Here is a 17,345-nt window from a genome sequence, read left to right on the forward strand (position 1 = left end):
ATTCAACAGTTTAGTTGCGTTTGTCTTCTCCCCAGAGAAGCTTTTCCCTCAAGGTTTTTATAAAAGTTTGTTCAGTTAGCTGCAGGGTTTTGATACAGAATGGACTTTTATTGATGACAACCCTTGATTTATTGTCCAGTGTATACATTCTCGAATCCAAAGTCAAAAGAACCTCATCGGCCCTGCTGTCAATATGCAATTCAATACGAGTCTGATCTGGAATGACAAGGGGCCTCACAGCCAGACTATGTGGTGCAATTGGCGTTAATACGATATTCTTTGAAGTAGGGGATATGATGGGGCCACCGCAACTTAAAGAATATCCAGTTGATCCGGTCGGAGTTGAAATAATAAGCCCGTCACTCCAGTAGCTGGTCAGAAATTCATCATCCAGATTCGTATCGACTCTAATCATGGATGCCGTATTCTTTCTCGTTATCGTAATCTCATTCAAGGCGAAGTTGAGCGTTCCCATTTCATTGTTTCTTTCCTTGGTGTGAACGGTCAAAAGCGATCGTTCCTGCACCTTAAATTCTCCTTTCATAATCTGTTCAAATGCCCTTCCCATACTTTCTTTGGGAATATTGGCCAGAAATCCAAGTCTTCCGGTGTTGATTCCAATTACAGGGATATTTAGGTCTCTGATAAAAGTTACTGACCTTAAAAAGGTACCGTCACCACCTACTGAAAAGAAAAAATCAATGTCTTTATTCAGGTCCTGATAATCTGAAAAAGTTTCTGGCTTCAATTGTCTTGAAAGCTGGTTGAATCCTTGTAAAAAGTTTTCCTCAAAAACCATGGAAACACTATATTCTTTGCAGAGCTTAACTAGCTCTTGCACGTATTTCATGGTAATCTGGTTATTGGATTGTCCAAAGATTCCTACTTTCATGGATATCAAAGTTCTAAATATTCAGGTATTTCTGCAGATAGTTGGAGCGGTCGTTGAGTTCCTCGAGGTATTTATCTTTTTCAAATTCATTTAGGATCTCATAATTATAGCGTCTAAAAGAATGCAAGGTGTTATTGATATCATGCAGGCTTAATTTTAAAGTAATATGGGCCACATCAGCATCTATCATGGAAACAAAAGCACCAAATAAGGTAGCGTTGTTGGATTCAACAATTTGAGAAATTTCACTAAAAGAGTAGTCCTTAATATTCTTGGAAACAACCAAAATGACTCCTTCTTCATGTAAAAAAGGCGTGCACTTGAAAAGGTTTAGAAAATCATCCAGTTCATAATATCCAATATATTCTTTTTCTGAATTCAATATGGGCATTAGATTTGTATTGTGCGTAGCAAAATTTTGTAAAACCTCAAACCAGTTCATATTTTCGGTTACGTAAAAAGGTTGAATCTGATGCTTAAATTCATTTAGTTTCTGCTTATCAGGACGCATCATCTCAACTTCTTCATGTGCAATAGCTCCATAGAATAATTTATCATCCACTACCGGCAAATGAGAAAATGGAAACATCTCAAAAGTTTCCTTCATCTCCAGAACTTCAACATTGAGTTCAAAAGGTACGATGTCTTTTAATATGTAGTTGATGGTTTGCATAAAATACAAGGTTACTTGAGATAAAATCGTAATTTTGTCAACCGATTCAAACGAACTGGAGTGTAAAGATAGGATATCTTTTTTATTAAAAATATAAATAAACAACCAATGACAAAATTAAGCGTCAATATCAATAAAATTGCGACTTTAAGGAATGCAAGAGGAGGGAACGTCCCGGACCTTTTAAAGGTAGCTCGAGACATTCAGGATTTTGGGGCTGAAGGTATTACGATTCATCCGCGACCGGATGAAAGACATATAAGGTATCAGGATGCCCTGGATTTGAAAGAGGTAGTAAGAACGGAGTTCAATATAGAAGGAAATCCGATTCCGGAATTTGTGGACCTGGTGTTAAAAGTAAAACCCGATCAGGTAACACTTGTTCCTGATGCGGTTGATGCAATAACTTCAAATGCAGGATGGGATACCGTAAAGCATGCGAGTTTTCTAAAGGAAGTAGTTGGTGAGTTCAAAAGAAACGGAATCAGGACCTCAATTTTTATGGACCCTGTTCCTTCTATGATGGAATCCGCTGCAGCCACAGAAACGGACAGAATAGAATTGTACACTGAAGCCTATGCTGTTTCGTTCGCCCGAGGAGACAAGCAAGGGGTTTTACCCTATGCGGAGAGCGCGAGAAAAGCAACTGATCTGGGTTTAGGTATTAATGCAGGTCATGACCTTAGCCTTGATAATCTCCACTTTTTTGTGTCGCAGGTACCTGGTGTTTTAGAAGTTTCGATAGGGCATGCTTTGATTGCTGAGGCACTCTATTTTGGGCTGCAAAATGTGGTGAGTATGTACCTTCAAAAATTGAGCTGATGAGCGTACTGCACTCACTTATTTTAGGAAAAGGGGAGCCCTTGATCATATTACATGGATTTCTGGGTATGGGAGATAACTGGAAAACGCTGGCAAACAGGTTTGCTGAAGATTTTCAGGTTCATATAGTTGATCAGCGAAATCATGGAAGAAGTTTTCATTCTGATGATTTCTCGTATGAACTGATGTCAGAAGATTTGATGAATTACATGAATCATCATCATCTGGAAAGCGCGCATATTCTTGGACATTCCATGGGAGGGAAAACGGGAATGTTATTTTCGGTTGAATACCCTGAGAAAGTAAAGAATCTGATCGTGGCCGATATCGGGCCTAAGTATTATCCTCCTCATCATCAAAGTATTTTGGATGCCCTGGGAGAAGTAGATTTTGAAACGATGACTTCGCGTGCAGAAATTGAACAGACTTTAAAAAAACACATACCCGATATGGGCATCAGGCAGTTTCTTTTAAAGAGTGTATATCGAAAAACGCCCGATGAACTTGCTTTTCGATTTAATTTCCCGGTTTTAGAGGATCTATATGAAGAAGTTGGGGTACCACTTCCACCAAGAACTATTTTTGAGGGAAAGGTTTTGTTTTTAAAAGGCGCCTTGTCTGGATATATAACCAGTGCTGATGAGGATCTGATCATGGCCCATTTTCCAAATTCAAGAATACAGGTTGTCCAGCGGGCAAGCCACTGGCTACATTCAGAAAATCCTTCTGATTTTTATGATTATGTTGTGGGATTCCTTGAAAATGACTAATTTGCCTTAACTGAATAACTCCCTGTTCTATGAATTATATCTTTAAAGTTTTGTTAACGGCAGTTGCTGTTTTGCTTATTGCGTATTTTTTACCCGGTGTGGAGGTTGATGATTACGGTACGGCAATCTGGGTAGCATTTATCGTAGGACTTTTGTTCTCAATTTTGAAACCTATTTTGGTGATTCTCACTTTACCGGTCACAATCCTTACACTTGGATTGTTCCTTTTTGTAATTAATGCTGCAATGATACTGTTGGCAAATTCCTGGATCGATGGGTTTAGCGTTTCTGGGTTCTGGACGGCTCTTTTATTCAGTATTTTACTCTCGTTTGTTGAATCCATCCTTCATAAACTGATCGAAAAAGATTGATCTGACTCAAGATCAAGTCATTGATATCAAATTTTAACATAAGATTAGGTCAATTTATATCAGTAAATGCAGGATTAATTGCATTTAATTGAGGTAAAATGATTATTTTTGCACCCTCAATTTTTTAAAAAAGAGATAAATTTATTTAGAATGAAGATTACCAAAGAAGACATTGATGCGCTGAATTCGGTTGTGAAGATTGATATTACGGCAAATGATTATCAGGATAAAGTTGATAGCCAGCTAAATGATTACAGAAAGAAGGCCAATATTCCAGGATTCAGAAAAGGACACGTTCCAATGAGTCTTGTAAAAAAACAGTACGGGAAATCGGTTATGATTGACGAAGTGAACAAGCTTCTCCAGGAATCTCTTAATAAATTTTTAGTTGAGGAGAAACTGGATGTTCTTGGGAATCCGCTTCCAAAGATGAAGGAGGATTTTTCATGGGATGAAGATCAGTTCAGTTTTGAGTTTGAATTAGGCTTAGCTCCGGAATTTGAGGTGAATTTAAAACCTAAAAAGGCAATTACTGCTTACAAAATTGTCGCTGACGACAAAATGGTTAACAATCAGATTGACAATATCAGGGAACAATACGGGAAATTGATCACTCAGCAGGAGGTGGAGGAAAATTCGAACATTACTGGGACCTTTACCAATGAGGAGAAAGATATTGAAAAGAAGTCAACTTTCAAATTGGAAAAGGTTAAAGGGAAAATCAACCTGAAGAAGTTTTTAGGATCAAAAGTTGGGGATACTCTGGAGCTTAAATCAAAAAACTTGTTCACTGATGATCATATGTTAATGAATGTTTTGGGTCTGTCGCATGATGATGCTCATGCTTTTGAGGCTCCTTTGACATTGAAAATAGAAGAAATTTCAAGAACTGAATTAGCTGAATTAAATCAGGAGTTATTTGATAAATTATTTGGTGCAGGGTTGATAAAAAGTGAGGAGGAATTTAAGAACAAGTTAAAAGAAGATGCCGAGAAACAGTTTGCTTCTCAGGCGGATCAGCAGTTACTGAATGCTGTAACAGAAAGCCTTATCGAGAATACAAAATTTGATTTACCGGCAGAATTCCTTAAAAAATGGCTGGCTGTTTCAGGTGAGAAACCAATGACACCAGAGCAAGCAGGTGAAGAGTATGAGAGATCTGAAAAAGGTTTAAGATACCAGTTGATTGAAGGAAAGCTGATGACTGACAACAATCTTCAGGTAACCTACGATGATCTTAAAGAATACACGAAAGGATTTGTTAAGGCTCAGATGGCTCAGTTTGGAGACAGTAATATAGAGGATAAGCAATTGGAAGATATTGTAAATCGGGTATTATCGAATCAGGAAGAGGTAAAAAGGCTGTCAGACCAGTTAAAGAATGAAAAATTGCTGGCCTTTTTTAAAGAGAATATTAAACTGAAGACCAAAGAAGTTACTTACGAAGATTTTGTAAAAGAGGTTTACAAATAATTTTTTTTAACATAAATAAACTCCATAATGAATTTACGATTATGGAGTTTTTTTGTACCTCTTTGTTTCTTGGATACAGGCACAGTGGTCCACCAAAGGAATGGTGATGCGAACATGCTAATTAATTAGTATATTTACAGACTAATTGAATAAAAAAATATTTATGAATATAGGAAATGAGTTTAAAAAATTCGCTGTAAAAGATCAGGGAATCAACAGTTTGTACGTTGATCAGATCATAAGTAGTGTAACCCCTTATATCATTGAAGAAAGACAACTTAATGTTGCTCAGATGGATGTTTTTTCCCGGTTGATGATGGATAGAATCATATTTCTGGGAACGGGTATCAACGATCAGGTAGCTAATATCATTCAGGCCCAGTTATTGTTTCTTGAGAGTGTTGACTCTTCAAAAGACATTTCAATTTATATCAATTCTCCGGGAGGAGGAGTCTATGCAGGTCTCGGTATTTATGATACCATGCAGTTTATTAAACCGGATGTGGCGACTATATGTACGGGTATGGCTGCATCTATGGGGGCCGTATTGATGTGTGCGGGTGAGAAAGGAAAACGATCTGCCTTGCCTCATTCCAGAATTATGATACATCAACCACTGGGTGGTGCACAGGGACAGGCATCAGATATAGAAATTACTGCCAGAGAAATTTTAAAATTGAAAGATGAACTTTATGCCATTATTGCAAAGCATTCAGGCCAAAAAGTAAAGAAGGTTCATGATGATTCGGACCGAGATTATTGGATGAAAGCGGAAGAAGCTAAAACTTATGGCATGATTGATGAAGTACTAACAAGAAATAAATAATCGTATTGCGGTGTGATCCCGTTTAAATATTTGGAAAATGGCGAAGAAAGAAGAACTTGAATGTTCGTTTTGTAAAAGAAAGAAGGAGGAGACCAATTTGTTGATAGCCGGGGTCGATTCGCATATTTGCGATAAATGTATCGAACAGGCACATGGCATTGTCTTAGAGGAGTCGATTAATGAAAAAAAGTCCTCAACCTCTGATTTTCTGGTAAAGAAACCCAGGGAGATCAAAACATTTTTGGATCAGTATATCATAGGTCAGAATCAGGCAAAAAAAGTAATGTCTGTTGCTGTGTACAATCATTACAAGAGATTACTTCAACAGCCTTCTTCAAAGGAGGATGACATAGAAATTGAGAAAAGTAACATTGTCTTAGTAGGAGAAACAGGTACCGGTAAAACCCTGATTGCAAGAACAATTGCGAAAATGCTTGACGTGCCTTTCGCGATAGTTGATGCAACAGTACTTACCGAAGCGGGTTATGTAGGTGAGGACGTTGAAACGATTCTTACAAGATTGTTACAGGCGGCGGATTATAAAGTAGACAAGGCGGAAAGGGGAATTGTATTTATTGATGAAATTGATAAAATTGCCAGAAAAAGCGATAACCCATCTATTACCAGAGATGTTTCAGGAGAAGGGGTCCAGCAGGCACTTTTAAAGCTTTTGGAAGGAACGGTTGTTAACGTACCCCCAAAAGGAGGCAGAAAGCATCCTGATCAAAAATTTGTAGAAGTAAATACAAAAAACATCTTGTTTATTGCAGGGGGAGCTTTTAGTGGTATTGATAAAGTAATCAGTAAGCGATTGAATATGCAGGCCGTAGGATATTCGGCTTCTATTTCAGAGGATAAAATAGATGAAGAGAATTTGTTACAGTATATCATTCCTTCTGATCTTAAGAATTTTGGTCTTATTCCTGAAATTATTGGTAGGTTGCCGGCTCTCACTTTTATGAGGCCACTTGACAAAGAGACACTTAGGTCAATTTTGACAGAACCAAAGAATGCATTGATCAAACAATACACAAAGTTGTTTGAAATGGACGGTATAAAATTTGAGATCAATGAAGCTGCACTTGAATATATTGTAGATAAGGCGGTTGAGTATAAACTCGGAGCCCGAGGCCTGAGGTCATTATGCGAAGAAATTTTGACCGATGCCATGTTCGACATGCCTGGAGCTGATGAAACAACTTTAAAAGTAACAAAGAAATACGCAGAAGGAAAACTGACGAAATCAACCATTAAAAAGTTGAAGGCGGTTTCTTAATTTTTTATTTCTTTTGATCATTGAAAATATGAAACTGTCAGGATCTGGCAGTTTTTTTATCTTTATATCCTTAGAATTTTCCTATCCATATGATAGCAAGAACAACAATTGATAAAGTATTTGAAACCGCCAGGGTGGAGGAGGTCATCGGAGACTTTGTTAATTTAAAAAAGGCTGGCTCAAATTTTAAGGGACTGAGTCCTTTTGCGGATGAGAAAACACCGTCTTTTATGGTTTCTCCTGTCAAGCAGATATGGAAAGATTTCAGCACAGGTAAAGGGGGTAATGCCATTACTTTTTTAATGGAACATGAGCATTATTCATATCCTGAAGCGATTCGATATCTTGCCAAAAAATATCAAATTGAAATTGAAGAAACGGTTCAGAGCAATGAAGAAAAGAAGCGATCAGATGAAAGAGAAAGCCTTTTTCTGGTATCTGAGTATGCTAAAAATTACTTCACAGATATCCTGTGGAATTCGGAAAAGGGAAAAGCGATAGGACTTACCTATTTTAAGGAAAGAGGATTTACTGATGATACGATCAAAAAATTTGAACTAGGATATAGTACAGATGAATGGTCGGCATTCACCGATAGCGCACTGGAAAAGAAATACGAATTGGAATTTCTGGAAGGTACAGGGTTGACCATTGTTAAAGAGAATAGAAAATTTGACCGTTTCAAAGGACGCGTGATGTTCCCGATCCACAGTATGAGTGGAAGAATTCTGGGTTTCGGGGGAAGAACCTTATCCTCAGACAAAAGAGCTGCAAAATATCTCAACTCTCCTGAAAGCATCATTTACCACAAAAGTAAGATTCTTTATGGTATTTATCAGGCAAAACAAAGCATAGCGAAAGAGGACAATTGTTATTTGGTCGAAGGTTATACGGATGTGATTTCAATGTGGCAATCTGGAATAGAAAATGTGGTGGCCTCTTCAGGAACTGCCTTAACTGCGGATCAGATTCGATTGATCAATAGATTGACCAACAACATTACCGTTTTGTTTGATGGTGACGCAGCCGGAATCAGGGCTTCTCTTCGTGGGATTGATCTTATTCTGGAACAGGGACTCAACGTTAAGGTTGTAACTTTTCCCGAAGGCGAGGATCCTGATAGTTTTGCCAGGTCAAAAACCGAGGAAGAATTGAAGTCCTATTTGGAGGATAATTCTCAGGATTTTATTCAGTTTAAAACCTCTTTACTCCTTGAAGAAACGAAGAATGATCCGATCAAAAGAGCGGGTCTTATAAGAGACATTGTAGCAAGTATATCTAAGATCCCTAATAATATTCAGAAGGAAATCTATGTTCAGGAATGCGCAAGGATCATGAATATTTCAGAAACGGTACTCTTTAATGAATTGTCTCAAATTTTAAAACGAGAAAATAAAAGTGGTGGTGCGGTACCAGCTATTGCAAAGACCCCTTTCACAGGAGTAAAGAAAGAAACCAAAGAAACCATTAAGGTCGATCAGCTGTTTCAGATGGAAAAAAAGATAATAGAAATTCTTTTGCTCTATGGTAACCAAGAGGTCGATTTTATAGATTTTACCTCCGAAACTGACGAGGACGGAAAAAAAAGAATAGTGAAGACCAACTACACTAATGAGGTTTGCAAAGAAATCTATATGCACTTGCAGGAAGATGAGATTGAATTTACCAATCCTATTTTTTTAAAGATTTATTATGAAATCATCCATCTTCTGAATCAGGAAGAGAAAATCAGCGCTGATCTGTTTACAAATCACGAAGATCAGGAAGTGGCATCCACAGTGACAGACATTTTGATGGATGAAGAAAGGTATGTTTTAAGCAATTGGGAGAAACACGATATTTATGTAAAGAATAAAGAGAGTTATCTGCCCAAATTGGTAATGGACGTGCTTTATAACCTGAGAAGACTTTTGATTGCTGAAAAAATTCAAGATTTGAAAAGTAATTTAAAAGATCATCAGGAACAGGATACTGTGGAAATTGACAACACTGAGATGCTTGAATCCATCAGGGATTATACGGCGCTCAAACAACTTCTTTTTGAGAAACTTAACCGAGTGATTTAACTTTTCATCTCCATAGGGATCTCACATACCGGTATGGGTACCATTTTATGTTTATTCGCCTTATGCATTTTTGTATAAATTTCAAGCACCTGTTTTTCTCTAGTTTTAAGAGAATCAGGATTTGATTTTGATTCAACAAATCGCATAGCCCATTCAAGTTCGTCGTAACTTGCGCCGATTTGATCTTCATCAGTACGATCATCTCCCCAAAGACCGTCTGTTGGGGCTGCTTCTATGATATCCTGATTGATGCCCATAAAATTTGCCAGTTCATATACCTCACTTTTCATAAGGTCTGCAATTGGGCTCAGATCAACTCCTCCATCTCCATATTTGGTGTAAAATCCAACTCCAAAATCCTCTACTTTGTTTCCGGTACCGGCCACAAGAAGTCCCTGAAGTGCAGCGAAATAATATAGAGAGGTCATTCTGAGTCTGGCTCTCGTATTGGCCAGAGACATAAATCTGTCCTCTTCATTCTCCACGGTGGGCAAAGCTTCTATAAGGCTGTCAAAAACCTGGGTTAGGTTTACCTGAGTCATTTCAACATTCGGAAAACGGCTTTTCATCCAGTCAATATGATTCAGAGCCCGACTTACCTGTGAAGGGGCCTGGTGAATAGGCATTTCAAGACAAAGTACCTTCAGACCGGTTTTTGCGCAAAGGGTGGAGGTCACCGCAGAATCGATACCTCCGGAAACTCCCACAACAAATCCGTTCACTCCAGCCTTAATGGCGTAATCTTTCAACCAGTTTACTATATGATTTATAATTTTTTCTGTCTTCATTATGGCAAGTATTTATTAGTTTTGCGAGGCACAAAAATATTAATTTTTCCGGTCAATTTATTTAGATGAATAGTATTAAATACATTTTTGTTTTTCTCTTTATGGTTAGTTTAATTTCATGTGGAAAGAAAAATGAAACGAGAATCGATCTCACCGGGATCGATTTAAACATGGAAATTATCCGCTTTGACGAGAAATTCTATTCCTCCGGGCCTGAGAATCTCAATCAGTTGAAATCAGATTTCCCTTACCTGTTTCCAGCGGGTAATCCGGATTCTGTATGGACCTCAAAAATGCTTGATGAGGATGAATTGTTTCTTTATAATTCAGGACGGGAGGTCTTTGGGGATTTTTCTGAAGAGGAAAAGACACTAAGTGACTTGTTTAAACATGTAAAATATTATTTTCCAAAATTCAAAGAACCAAAAGTGATTACGGTTTTGAGTAATGTTGATTATGAGAACAGGATCATATTTGCGGATAGTTTATTGTTGGTGTCACTCGATGTTTATTTAGGAAGGGATCATGAGGTATATGCAGACTATCCTGGTTACATCAAGCAAAATTTTCGAAAAGAGCACATGGTGGTTGATGTGGCTGAGAAACTGGCGGAACCTGTTTTGATGAATGCATCAACAGGTTCTTTTATATCGCGTATGATTCAGCAAGGTAAGAAAATGTATATCATGTCTGTATTTCTTCCGGAAGTCAGCGATCATGAGATAATGGGTTATGAGAGGTCCCAGTTTGAATGGGCCGAAATTAGCGAAGTTGACATATGGAAGTACTATGTAGAGAACGAAATGTTATATTCAAATGACGCGAGTCTCACGGACAGGTTTATCTCTGATGCCCCTTTTTCAAAGTTCTTTTTGGAAGTAGATAAAGATTCTCCGGGAAGGATAGGGGTATGGTTTGGATGGCAAATTGTAAATTCATTTATGCAAAATTCCGATTCGAGCCTGAAGGAAATGATTCTGATGGACAATGAGGAGTTGTTCAGGAAGTCTCGGTATAAGCCAAAGAAGAAATAAAAAATATCATTTATCGAATTTTAGAATAGTTCTATCAACTTAGAAATCAGAAATTATGGCAGTAAAGCACAAATCAGAAATAGGAATCAAAGTAGGATTGGATGAAAACAGGGTTCCGGAAGAACTCTACTGGTCAGCAGATGATGGTGGAATTACCGACATGGAAGCCAAAGCATTATTGTTGTCGGTTTGGGATTCAGCAGGTAAGGATACGTATAAGATCAATCTTTGGACCAAGGAAATGCCTGTTAATGAAATGATTCAGTTTTTTCATCAGACTCTTGTCTCGATGGCTGATACATTTGAGACCTCAACGGGTGATGAAAAAATGAGTGCTACAATGCGTGATTTTTGCGATTATTACGCTGAAAAAATGGGTATCAAAAGGCAATAACATAATTTTGAAACTATGCCGATAGCAGGGAGAGGATCACTGATGTCCATTTCCATTGTATTCTAAAATTTGTTTTAAAACTTTATGATAGTCGCTATCGTTACTTACGAAATCAAGTTCTGAAACATCAATGACCAGGGTATTTAAAGCCTTTTCTGATTTAATAAAGGAAGAGTATCCTTTATGAATTTTGTCTAGATATTCGGGCTGTATATTCTGCTCGTATTCCCGACCTCTTTTTTTAATATTCTCGATCAGTCGATCCGTATTTTGATACAGGAAGACATAAACATCCGGTTTTGATATCTCCTTGTACATGATATCGAACATCTTTCTGTACAGGTTGTATTCTTCTTTTGGAAGTGTGATCTGGGCGAATATCAAGGACTTGAATATATAGTAGTCCGAAACGATAAAGTTTTTAAACAGATCGAATTGAGCAAGATCATCGGTAAGCTGATGGTATCTGTCAGCAAGAAAACTCATCTCGAGGGGAAATGCGTAGCGTTCCTCATCAGCATAAAACTTTGGAAGGAAGGGATTGTCGGCAAATCGCTCTAAAACCAGCTTTGCATTGAAGTCATCTCCGATTTTGTTTGCAAGACTTGTTTTTCCTGACCCGATATTACCCTCGATTGCAATATAGTTGTATTTCTCAACCAATGAAATAGGGCGTTTCAATTTTATTTCTGTTTTTTCAATGTGTCCGGAGTCCAGACATTGTTGTAAACAGATAAGTATGGTCTTTTTAGCAATAGGATGGATTATATTAGGTGCGATCTCGGTTAGGGGAACCAGAACGAATTTTCTTTTCAGCATTTCCGGGTGAGGAACTTTCAAATCATTATAAAAAATGATCTCATCGTCAAACAAAAGAATATCAATATCAATGATCCTGTCTTTATAACCCCCATCAGGATTTCGATCTCTGCCAAGCTGATGTTCAATATCGAGTACTTTCTGAATCATTTTTTCAGGATTCAAACTACTGGAAATTTCAATACAGATATTATAAAAATCTTTTCCTTCAAATCCCCAGGATGGGCTTGAATAAACAGATGATATACGTTGCACATGGCCGATATAATCATTGATAAGATTAACAGCCTGTTGCAAATTTTGTATTTTATCCCCCAGGTTGGTGCCTAAGGATAAATATGTCGTACGGACAATTTTCAAATTGAATTCTTTTTAAATCAAATTGGTGGAATTTACATAATAACCTACTATATTGGCAAAAATTTCCTTCTTGAATAGATTAGTGCAAAGAAACTAAAACCATAGCTGAATAAGTTCAACTTTAAAGTTTAGTTTTTAACATTTGTAACATTACTATTTGGGGAGCGACAAATAGTAAAACAGTATAGATGACTTTTTTAAGAGAATTATTGGCGGCAATATTGGGAGTGCTCATATCATTTATGATCATGTTCTTTGTTTTTGTTGCCATAGGATCGGTGCTAAGTTCAAGATTGATGGAGGATGAAAAAATCGTTGTCAAAAACAATACGGTTCTTGTTTTGAAATTTGAGGACCTGATCAAAGACTATGCTCCTGCCAGTGACGATCCTCTTGCCCAGATTTTGGGCCTGGAAGAAAATAAATTAGGTCTCGACCAGATCCTGAATGCCATTGACAACGCTAAATATGATGATAACATCCTTGGAATTAGTATAGAATCCCTGGTATTAAGGGCGGGAATGGCTCAGATACAGGAAATAAGAGAGAAATTATACGAATTTAAGGAGTCGGGTAAGTTTATTACAGCCTTTGCCGATGTCTATGAGCAAAAGAATTTATACCTGAGTTCCGTAGCTGATTCTGTCTACGTGAATCCTGTTGGCATGATTGATTTCAGAGGATTGGCCGGTGAGGTTTTGTTTTTTAAAGATTTTCAGGATAAATATGGTGTAAGAATGGAGGTAGTTCGTCATGGAAAATACAAAAGTGCGGTAGAACCTTTTTTGGACAATAAAATGAGTGAGGCGAACAGGGAACAAACCGAAGCCTTTTTGCAATCTATTTGGTCCGAAATGGTGGATGATATGTCGGAGAGTCGTGCCATAGAACAAAAGCAGTTAAATTTTATTGCGGATGAACTGCTGGCAAGGTCGCCAAAACTGGCTATCGAGAATAAGATGGTCAATGGAGAAATGTATAGAGATGAATACGTAAAGGTCTTAAAGAAGCTCAGTGGAATTGATGAAGATGGAAAAATCAATTCAGTCAGTATCAAAAATTATATTTCTACCGGCAAAGGAAGGATCATTAACAATGCCTCTGACAGGATCGCTGTAATTTATGCCCAGGGTGATATAATGTATGGAAAAGGGGATGAGAATTATATTGGCCCTGATCTGATCATTAAGGCCCTGAAGAAAGCCAGAAAAGATAAAAGGATCAAGGCAATCGTATTGCGCGTGAATTCTCCTGGAGGAAGTGCTTTGGCTTCAGATATTATCTGGAGGGAGATTGAAGTCACCAAGAAAGACAAGCCCGTAGTTGTTTCAATGGGTAATCTTGCTGCTTCAGGGGGTTACTATATATCATGTAATGCAGATAAAATAATTGCGGACCCCATGACTATCACGGGTAGTATAGGTGTTTTTGGCATGATCCCAAATATAAGCAAATTTACTGATCGGATTGGGATAAATGCAGAACAGGTCGGTACGAACCGCAGGTCTCTTGATTATAGTTTATTTGAACCAATGAGTGATGACTTTTACAATGTTACCAAAGAAGGCATTGAAAGAGTCTACAAAACATTTGTAAGCAAAGTAGCTGAGGGAAGAAATATGACCTTTGAAGAAGTTGACCGAATTGCTCAGGGTAGAGTCTGGACCGGGGAACAGGCACTCGAAAACGGTTTGGTAGATGAATTGGGTGGCTTGGAGGATGCTATAAAATCAGCAGCTAAAATGGCGGATATCCAGGATTATAGAATAAGAAGTTATCCAGACTATAAAAAGGAATTTAAAGATATGATTTCGGGCCCAATGCTCAGTATAAAAAACGACTTAATACTTTCAGAAATCGGAGAGGAGAATCTTAAAATATATCAGCAGATTAAACAGTTTGGAGAATGGAAAGGAATACAGACGCGACTTCCTTTCCTGATAGAGATCAAATAATCATTGAATGATGCGCTTCATTTCACTTCTGTATTTCGAAGCGCTTTTTCCTGTGAATTCCTTGAAGAGTCGGTTAAAATGTGAAAAGTTGTTAAATCCACATTCGAAACAAATGTCAGTGATACTGGTTTGATTTTCCTGTAACAACTTTGTTGCATGAACAACTCTGTATTCATTCACTAATTTGGTAAACGTTTTACCTGTTGCTTTTTTAAAATAACGGCAAAAAGCAGGTGTGGTCATGCTTACCTTATCGGCAATTTCATCAAGGCTTATATGCCTTTTAAAATTATTGTTGACATGTTTAAATATAATATCAATTTTTTGACTATCCTGTGGCTCCGTTTCAAAGGCAAAACCATCTACATTTAAGAGTGAATAGTCCTTTGCAAGAGAAAGGTCATTTAATATTTCAAGTAGTTTTATTACTCTGGCCATTCCCTCACATTCTAATAAGCCTTCTATTTTTGGCCCTACAAGTTTTTTGGTTTCCGGTTTGAATATGATCCCTTTTTTAGCTCTTTCAAATAGAGAATTAATATTACTCATTTCAGGGATGTTATAAAAGATTTTACCAAGAAAGTCTAATTTAAACTGAACTATGGTTTCCCGTCCATGTGTTGTTAATCGGTCTACAAATCCATGATGAGGAAGGTTGGCACCTATTAGTATAAGCATACTGTTGTTAAAATACGATAGATGATTACCAATATGGCGCTTGCCCTGACCCTTGTTTACATAAACAAGTTCTACCTCAGGATGAAAATGCCAGTAAGCCACATTGTTGATTACCTCACTACTGTGTTGTTTTACTGAAATGCTGCTGCCCATATTCGGGCTAATTTTTTCGAAACTGGGTTTTTTGTTTATCATAACACTCCTTTTTTTTTACAAAAATAATTCATTTAAATCTTACTTTCTATACGAATTTAGCTTAAATGTGTATTATATTAACAATATACCATATTAAGAAATTGTAAATTGTTAATTAAGTGCATAAATTCGCAAATTCATGTGTTTTCTTGAAGGAATTCCGGTCTTATGTTTGTCATGTCTAATTTTAAATAATATAAAAATGAAAAATTTAGCAAGAAAGACAGTATTGGTATTTACCTTAATGATGTCGCTGACAGTTTTAGCTTCAAATACCAAAGTTGAAACAAAAGACAAAAACAGAAAACTAACAAATGTTTATTTTAAAAATGTTGAACCAGGTTCACAATTGATCATTAAAGATTTTAAAGGTTTAATTCTCTATAAGGAGGCTATAGAAAAATACGGAGCCTACTCAAAAGGATTTGATCTGACAAATTTACCTGACGGAGATTATTATTTTGAACTTGATTCCGATTTGAAACTTGTTGTGATTCCGTTTAAAGTTGAAAAAAATGATGTTGAATTTGACAAGACATCTGAAAGTACGATTTACAAACCATTAGTTAGAATGAACGATAATCTCGTGTATGTATGGAGGACGCCGACAGAGTCAACATCTTTGTCTTACGACATCTATTATGCCGAAAATAATGATCTGGTTCATTCAGAAAGCTTCGCTGAAAACGAAAAGGTGAGTAAAGTTTATGATTTTTCGACCTCAAAAAAAGGAAACTACGTATTTGTTTTTGAAATTGACGGAAGAAAAATCAAGCAAACCATAAAAATTTAGAAGTGTCATTAATTAGTTATTGTCAGTGATTTGTAAAAGTGAGCTCCTCCCATAAGAGCTCACTTTTTTTTATATGTAACAAAGCTGTAATCGTATTTGTGATGCTCATCAGCCTTATGATCTTCACGTTTAATCTCATCCCATTGTGAAAAGTCAATTTCAGGAAAAAATGCATCAGCATCATCAAAAGAATGATGAACTTCGGTTATGTCCATGACGTCAGCGTAATCAAGTGCCTGCCTGTAGATTTCACCACCACCGAGTATATACGGATTATCATCCGATTTAGCTTCCAGAATAGCCTTTTCCAGGGAATCAACAACAATACAGCCTTCTGCTGTATAATCAGGGTTCCTGGTTATGATAATCGTTGTCCTATGGGGTAATGGTTTCCCAAGTGATTCAAAGGTTTTCCGACCCATTATTACATGATGTCCGCGGGTAATTTTCTTAAATCGCTTAAGATCTGCCGGTAGCTTCCATATCAAGTCATTATTTTTACCCAAGGCGTTATTCTTTGCCACAGCAGCAATTATAGTCAGCATAGAAAAAAGATTTTTAAGAATTTTCTTTTAGTTCGTCAAATGCGCCTGATTTCTCCAGTTTCGCCTCTAACTTTTCTAATTTTTCCTTGTGTTTTTGCAGTAGTTTTTCCGTTTGAACACGCTCCCATTCCTTTCCAAAAAAACGATTCATTACAAATACATTAATTGTGTGGAGCACTAGTAAAACGAACCAGATCGAAATAGCCCAAACGTACCAATCCAACTCAGGGTGGAAATTTATTACTTTATTTAATATCACAAAAAAGGATGAACCTACAAGGAATAAAACAAAATGGAAATAGAGTCTTTTTTTCTGTTTTGTTCTTTTTCTGGCTCTTTCGTAATATTCGTGATCTAATTCAGTTTTCAAAACAAACGAAAATTACATGTCTTTTACCCATTCTTTTATGTAATCGGTGAAATCTTCTTTGTCATTGAATTCCTTATCCTTATTATTTCGCAATGAAGGTATTTCATTGAGTTTATCATTGTACAAAGACCCTGAAGTATTCAAAAAAGCTTGCATTCTCTGAAGCAGGTTTACATCTTCGATCTGGGTAATATGTTTGATAAGATTTAATTTTAATTGTAAAGCGTTCATAATTGCTAATTTTT

Annotated in this window: 19 protein-coding genes; 11 read left to right on the plus strand and 8 right to left on the minus strand. The window is 36.9% G+C overall.

The genetic code is table 11. The annotated features are described in order from the left end of the window. Nucleotides 1-10: 10 nt before the first annotated feature. Nucleotides 11-892, minus strand: a complete 882-nt coding sequence (locus LCM02_RS13770; protein WP_224931264.1) for an NAD kinase — start codon at nt 890-892, stop codon at nt 11-13. Nucleotides 893-905: 13 nt separating this feature from the next. Continuing rightward, entirely contained in the window at nt 906-1,565 is a 660-nt protein-coding gene (locus tag LCM02_RS13775; RefSeq protein WP_224931266.1) for a CBS domain-containing protein, read from the minus strand. A gap of 108 nt (nt 1,566-1,673) precedes the next feature. Here LCM02_RS13775 and LCM02_RS13780 point away from each other — a divergent pair, with 108 nt between their 5' ends. The 7 genes from LCM02_RS13780 to dnaG all read left to right on the plus strand — a co-directional run bounded on the left by LCM02_RS13780 (nt 1,674) and on the right by dnaG (nt 9,169). Further along, nucleotides 1,674-2,387: a pyridoxine 5'-phosphate synthase gene (locus LCM02_RS13780; RefSeq protein ID WP_224931268.1), complete on the plus strand. Its 714-nt coding sequence runs from the start codon at nt 1,674-1,676 to the stop codon at nt 2,385-2,387. After that, a complete protein-coding gene (locus LCM02_RS13785) occupies nt 2,387-3,157 on the plus strand; it encodes an alpha/beta fold hydrolase (protein WP_224931271.1) in 771 nt (256 codons plus the stop codon). Before LCM02_RS13780 ends, LCM02_RS13785 begins: the two co-directional genes overlap by 1 nt. Nucleotides 3,158-3,186: 29 nt before the next feature. Next, nucleotides 3,187-3,528: a phage holin family protein gene (locus LCM02_RS13790; protein WP_224931273.1), complete on the plus strand. Its 342-nt coding sequence runs from the start codon at nt 3,187-3,189 to the stop codon at nt 3,526-3,528. Between the two features lie 150 nt (nt 3,529-3,678). Then, complete coding sequence (gene tig / locus LCM02_RS13795) at nt 3,679-5,001, plus strand: trigger factor (RefSeq protein WP_224931275.1); 1,323 nt, start codon at nt 3,679-3,681, stop codon at nt 4,999-5,001. Between the two features lie 163 nt (nt 5,002-5,164). Then, a complete protein-coding gene (gene clpP / locus LCM02_RS13800; protein ID WP_224931278.1) occupies nt 5,165-5,827 on the plus strand; it encodes an ATP-dependent Clp endopeptidase proteolytic subunit ClpP in 663 nt (220 codons plus the stop codon). A 37-nt stretch (nt 5,828-5,864) separates the two neighbouring features. Further along, the gene (gene clpX, locus LCM02_RS13805) at nt 5,865-7,103 is read left to right on the plus strand and encodes an ATP-dependent Clp protease ATP-binding subunit ClpX (protein WP_224931280.1); all 1,239 of its coding nucleotides are present in this window, start codon (nt 5,865-5,867) and stop codon (nt 7,101-7,103) included. Nucleotides 7,104-7,192: 89 nt separating this feature from the next. After that, nucleotides 7,193-9,169 (plus strand): DNA primase, encoded by a 1,977-nt coding sequence (gene dnaG, locus LCM02_RS13810; RefSeq protein WP_224931282.1) that lies wholly within the window; start codon nt 7,193-7,195, stop codon nt 9,167-9,169. Here the strand turns inward: dnaG and nadE are convergent. Then, nucleotides 9,166-9,957 carry an NAD(+) synthase gene (gene nadE, locus LCM02_RS13815; RefSeq protein ID WP_224931284.1) on the minus strand — a complete coding sequence of 264 codons (792 nt, stop codon included), beginning with the start codon at nt 9,955-9,957 and terminating at the stop codon, nt 9,166-9,168. The genes dnaG and nadE overlap by 4 nt on opposite strands. Nucleotides 9,958-10,022: 65 nt before the next feature. Here nadE and gldB point away from each other — a divergent pair, with 65 nt between their 5' ends. After that, complete coding sequence (gene gldB / locus LCM02_RS13820) at nt 10,023-10,991, plus strand: gliding motility lipoprotein GldB (protein ID WP_224931286.1); 969 nt, start codon at nt 10,023-10,025, stop codon at nt 10,989-10,991. 55 nt (nt 10,992-11,046) lie between these two features. Continuing rightward, nucleotides 11,047-11,385 (plus strand): gliding motility protein GldC, encoded by a 339-nt coding sequence (gldC, locus tag LCM02_RS13825; RefSeq protein WP_224931288.1) that lies wholly within the window; start codon nt 11,047-11,049, stop codon nt 11,383-11,385. Between the two features lie 36 nt (nt 11,386-11,421). On the opposite strand, the gene folK is transcribed toward gldC, so the two are convergent. Beyond that, entirely contained in the window at nt 11,422-12,564 is a 1,143-nt protein-coding gene (folK, locus tag LCM02_RS13830; RefSeq protein ID WP_224931290.1) for a 2-amino-4-hydroxy-6-hydroxymethyldihydropteridine diphosphokinase, read from the minus strand. Nucleotides 12,565-12,752: 188 nt separating this feature from the next. On the opposite strand from folK, the gene sppA reads away from it, so the two are divergent. Continuing rightward, nucleotides 12,753-14,519 (plus strand): signal peptide peptidase SppA, encoded by a 1,767-nt coding sequence (gene sppA, locus LCM02_RS13835; RefSeq protein ID WP_224931292.1) that lies wholly within the window; start codon nt 12,753-12,755, stop codon nt 14,517-14,519. On the opposite strand, the gene LCM02_RS13840 is transcribed toward sppA, so the two are convergent. Then, complete coding sequence (locus tag LCM02_RS13840; protein ID WP_224931294.1) at nt 14,520-15,392, minus strand: AraC family transcriptional regulator; 873 nt, start codon at nt 15,390-15,392, stop codon at nt 14,520-14,522. It lies immediately after the preceding gene. A gap of 202 nt (nt 15,393-15,594) precedes the next feature. Here LCM02_RS13840 and LCM02_RS13845 point away from each other — a divergent pair, with 202 nt between their 5' ends. Next, nucleotides 15,595-16,185 (plus strand): hypothetical protein, encoded by a 591-nt coding sequence (locus LCM02_RS13845; protein ID WP_224931296.1) that lies wholly within the window; start codon nt 15,595-15,597, stop codon nt 16,183-16,185. A 59-nt stretch (nt 16,186-16,244) separates the two neighbouring features. Here the strand turns inward: LCM02_RS13845 and LCM02_RS13850 are convergent, their stop codons facing one another. From LCM02_RS13850 to LCM02_RS13860, 3 genes are read right to left on the minus strand one after another with little or no spacing between them, the layout of a single operon-like run. After that, the gene (locus tag LCM02_RS13850; RefSeq protein WP_224931298.1) at nt 16,245-16,730 is read right to left on the minus strand and encodes a dihydrofolate reductase; all 486 of its coding nucleotides are present in this window, start codon (nt 16,728-16,730) and stop codon (nt 16,245-16,247) included. Nucleotides 16,731-16,743: 13 nt separating this feature from the next. Then, nucleotides 16,744-17,100: a 2TM domain-containing protein gene (locus LCM02_RS13855; RefSeq protein WP_224931300.1), complete on the minus strand. Its 357-nt coding sequence runs from the start codon at nt 17,098-17,100 to the stop codon at nt 16,744-16,746. Nucleotides 17,101-17,112: 12 nt separating this feature from the next. Then, nucleotides 17,113-17,331 carry a hypothetical protein gene (locus LCM02_RS13860; protein WP_224931302.1) on the minus strand — a complete coding sequence of 73 codons (219 nt, stop codon included), beginning with the start codon at nt 17,329-17,331 and terminating at the stop codon, nt 17,113-17,115. Between the last annotated feature and the right edge of the window lie 14 nt (nt 17,332-17,345).

This window comes from Lutimonas saemankumensis (assembly GCF_020171465.1).
Lineage (GTDB): Bacteria > Bacteroidota > Bacteroidia > Flavobacteriales > Flavobacteriaceae > Lutimonas > Lutimonas saemankumensis.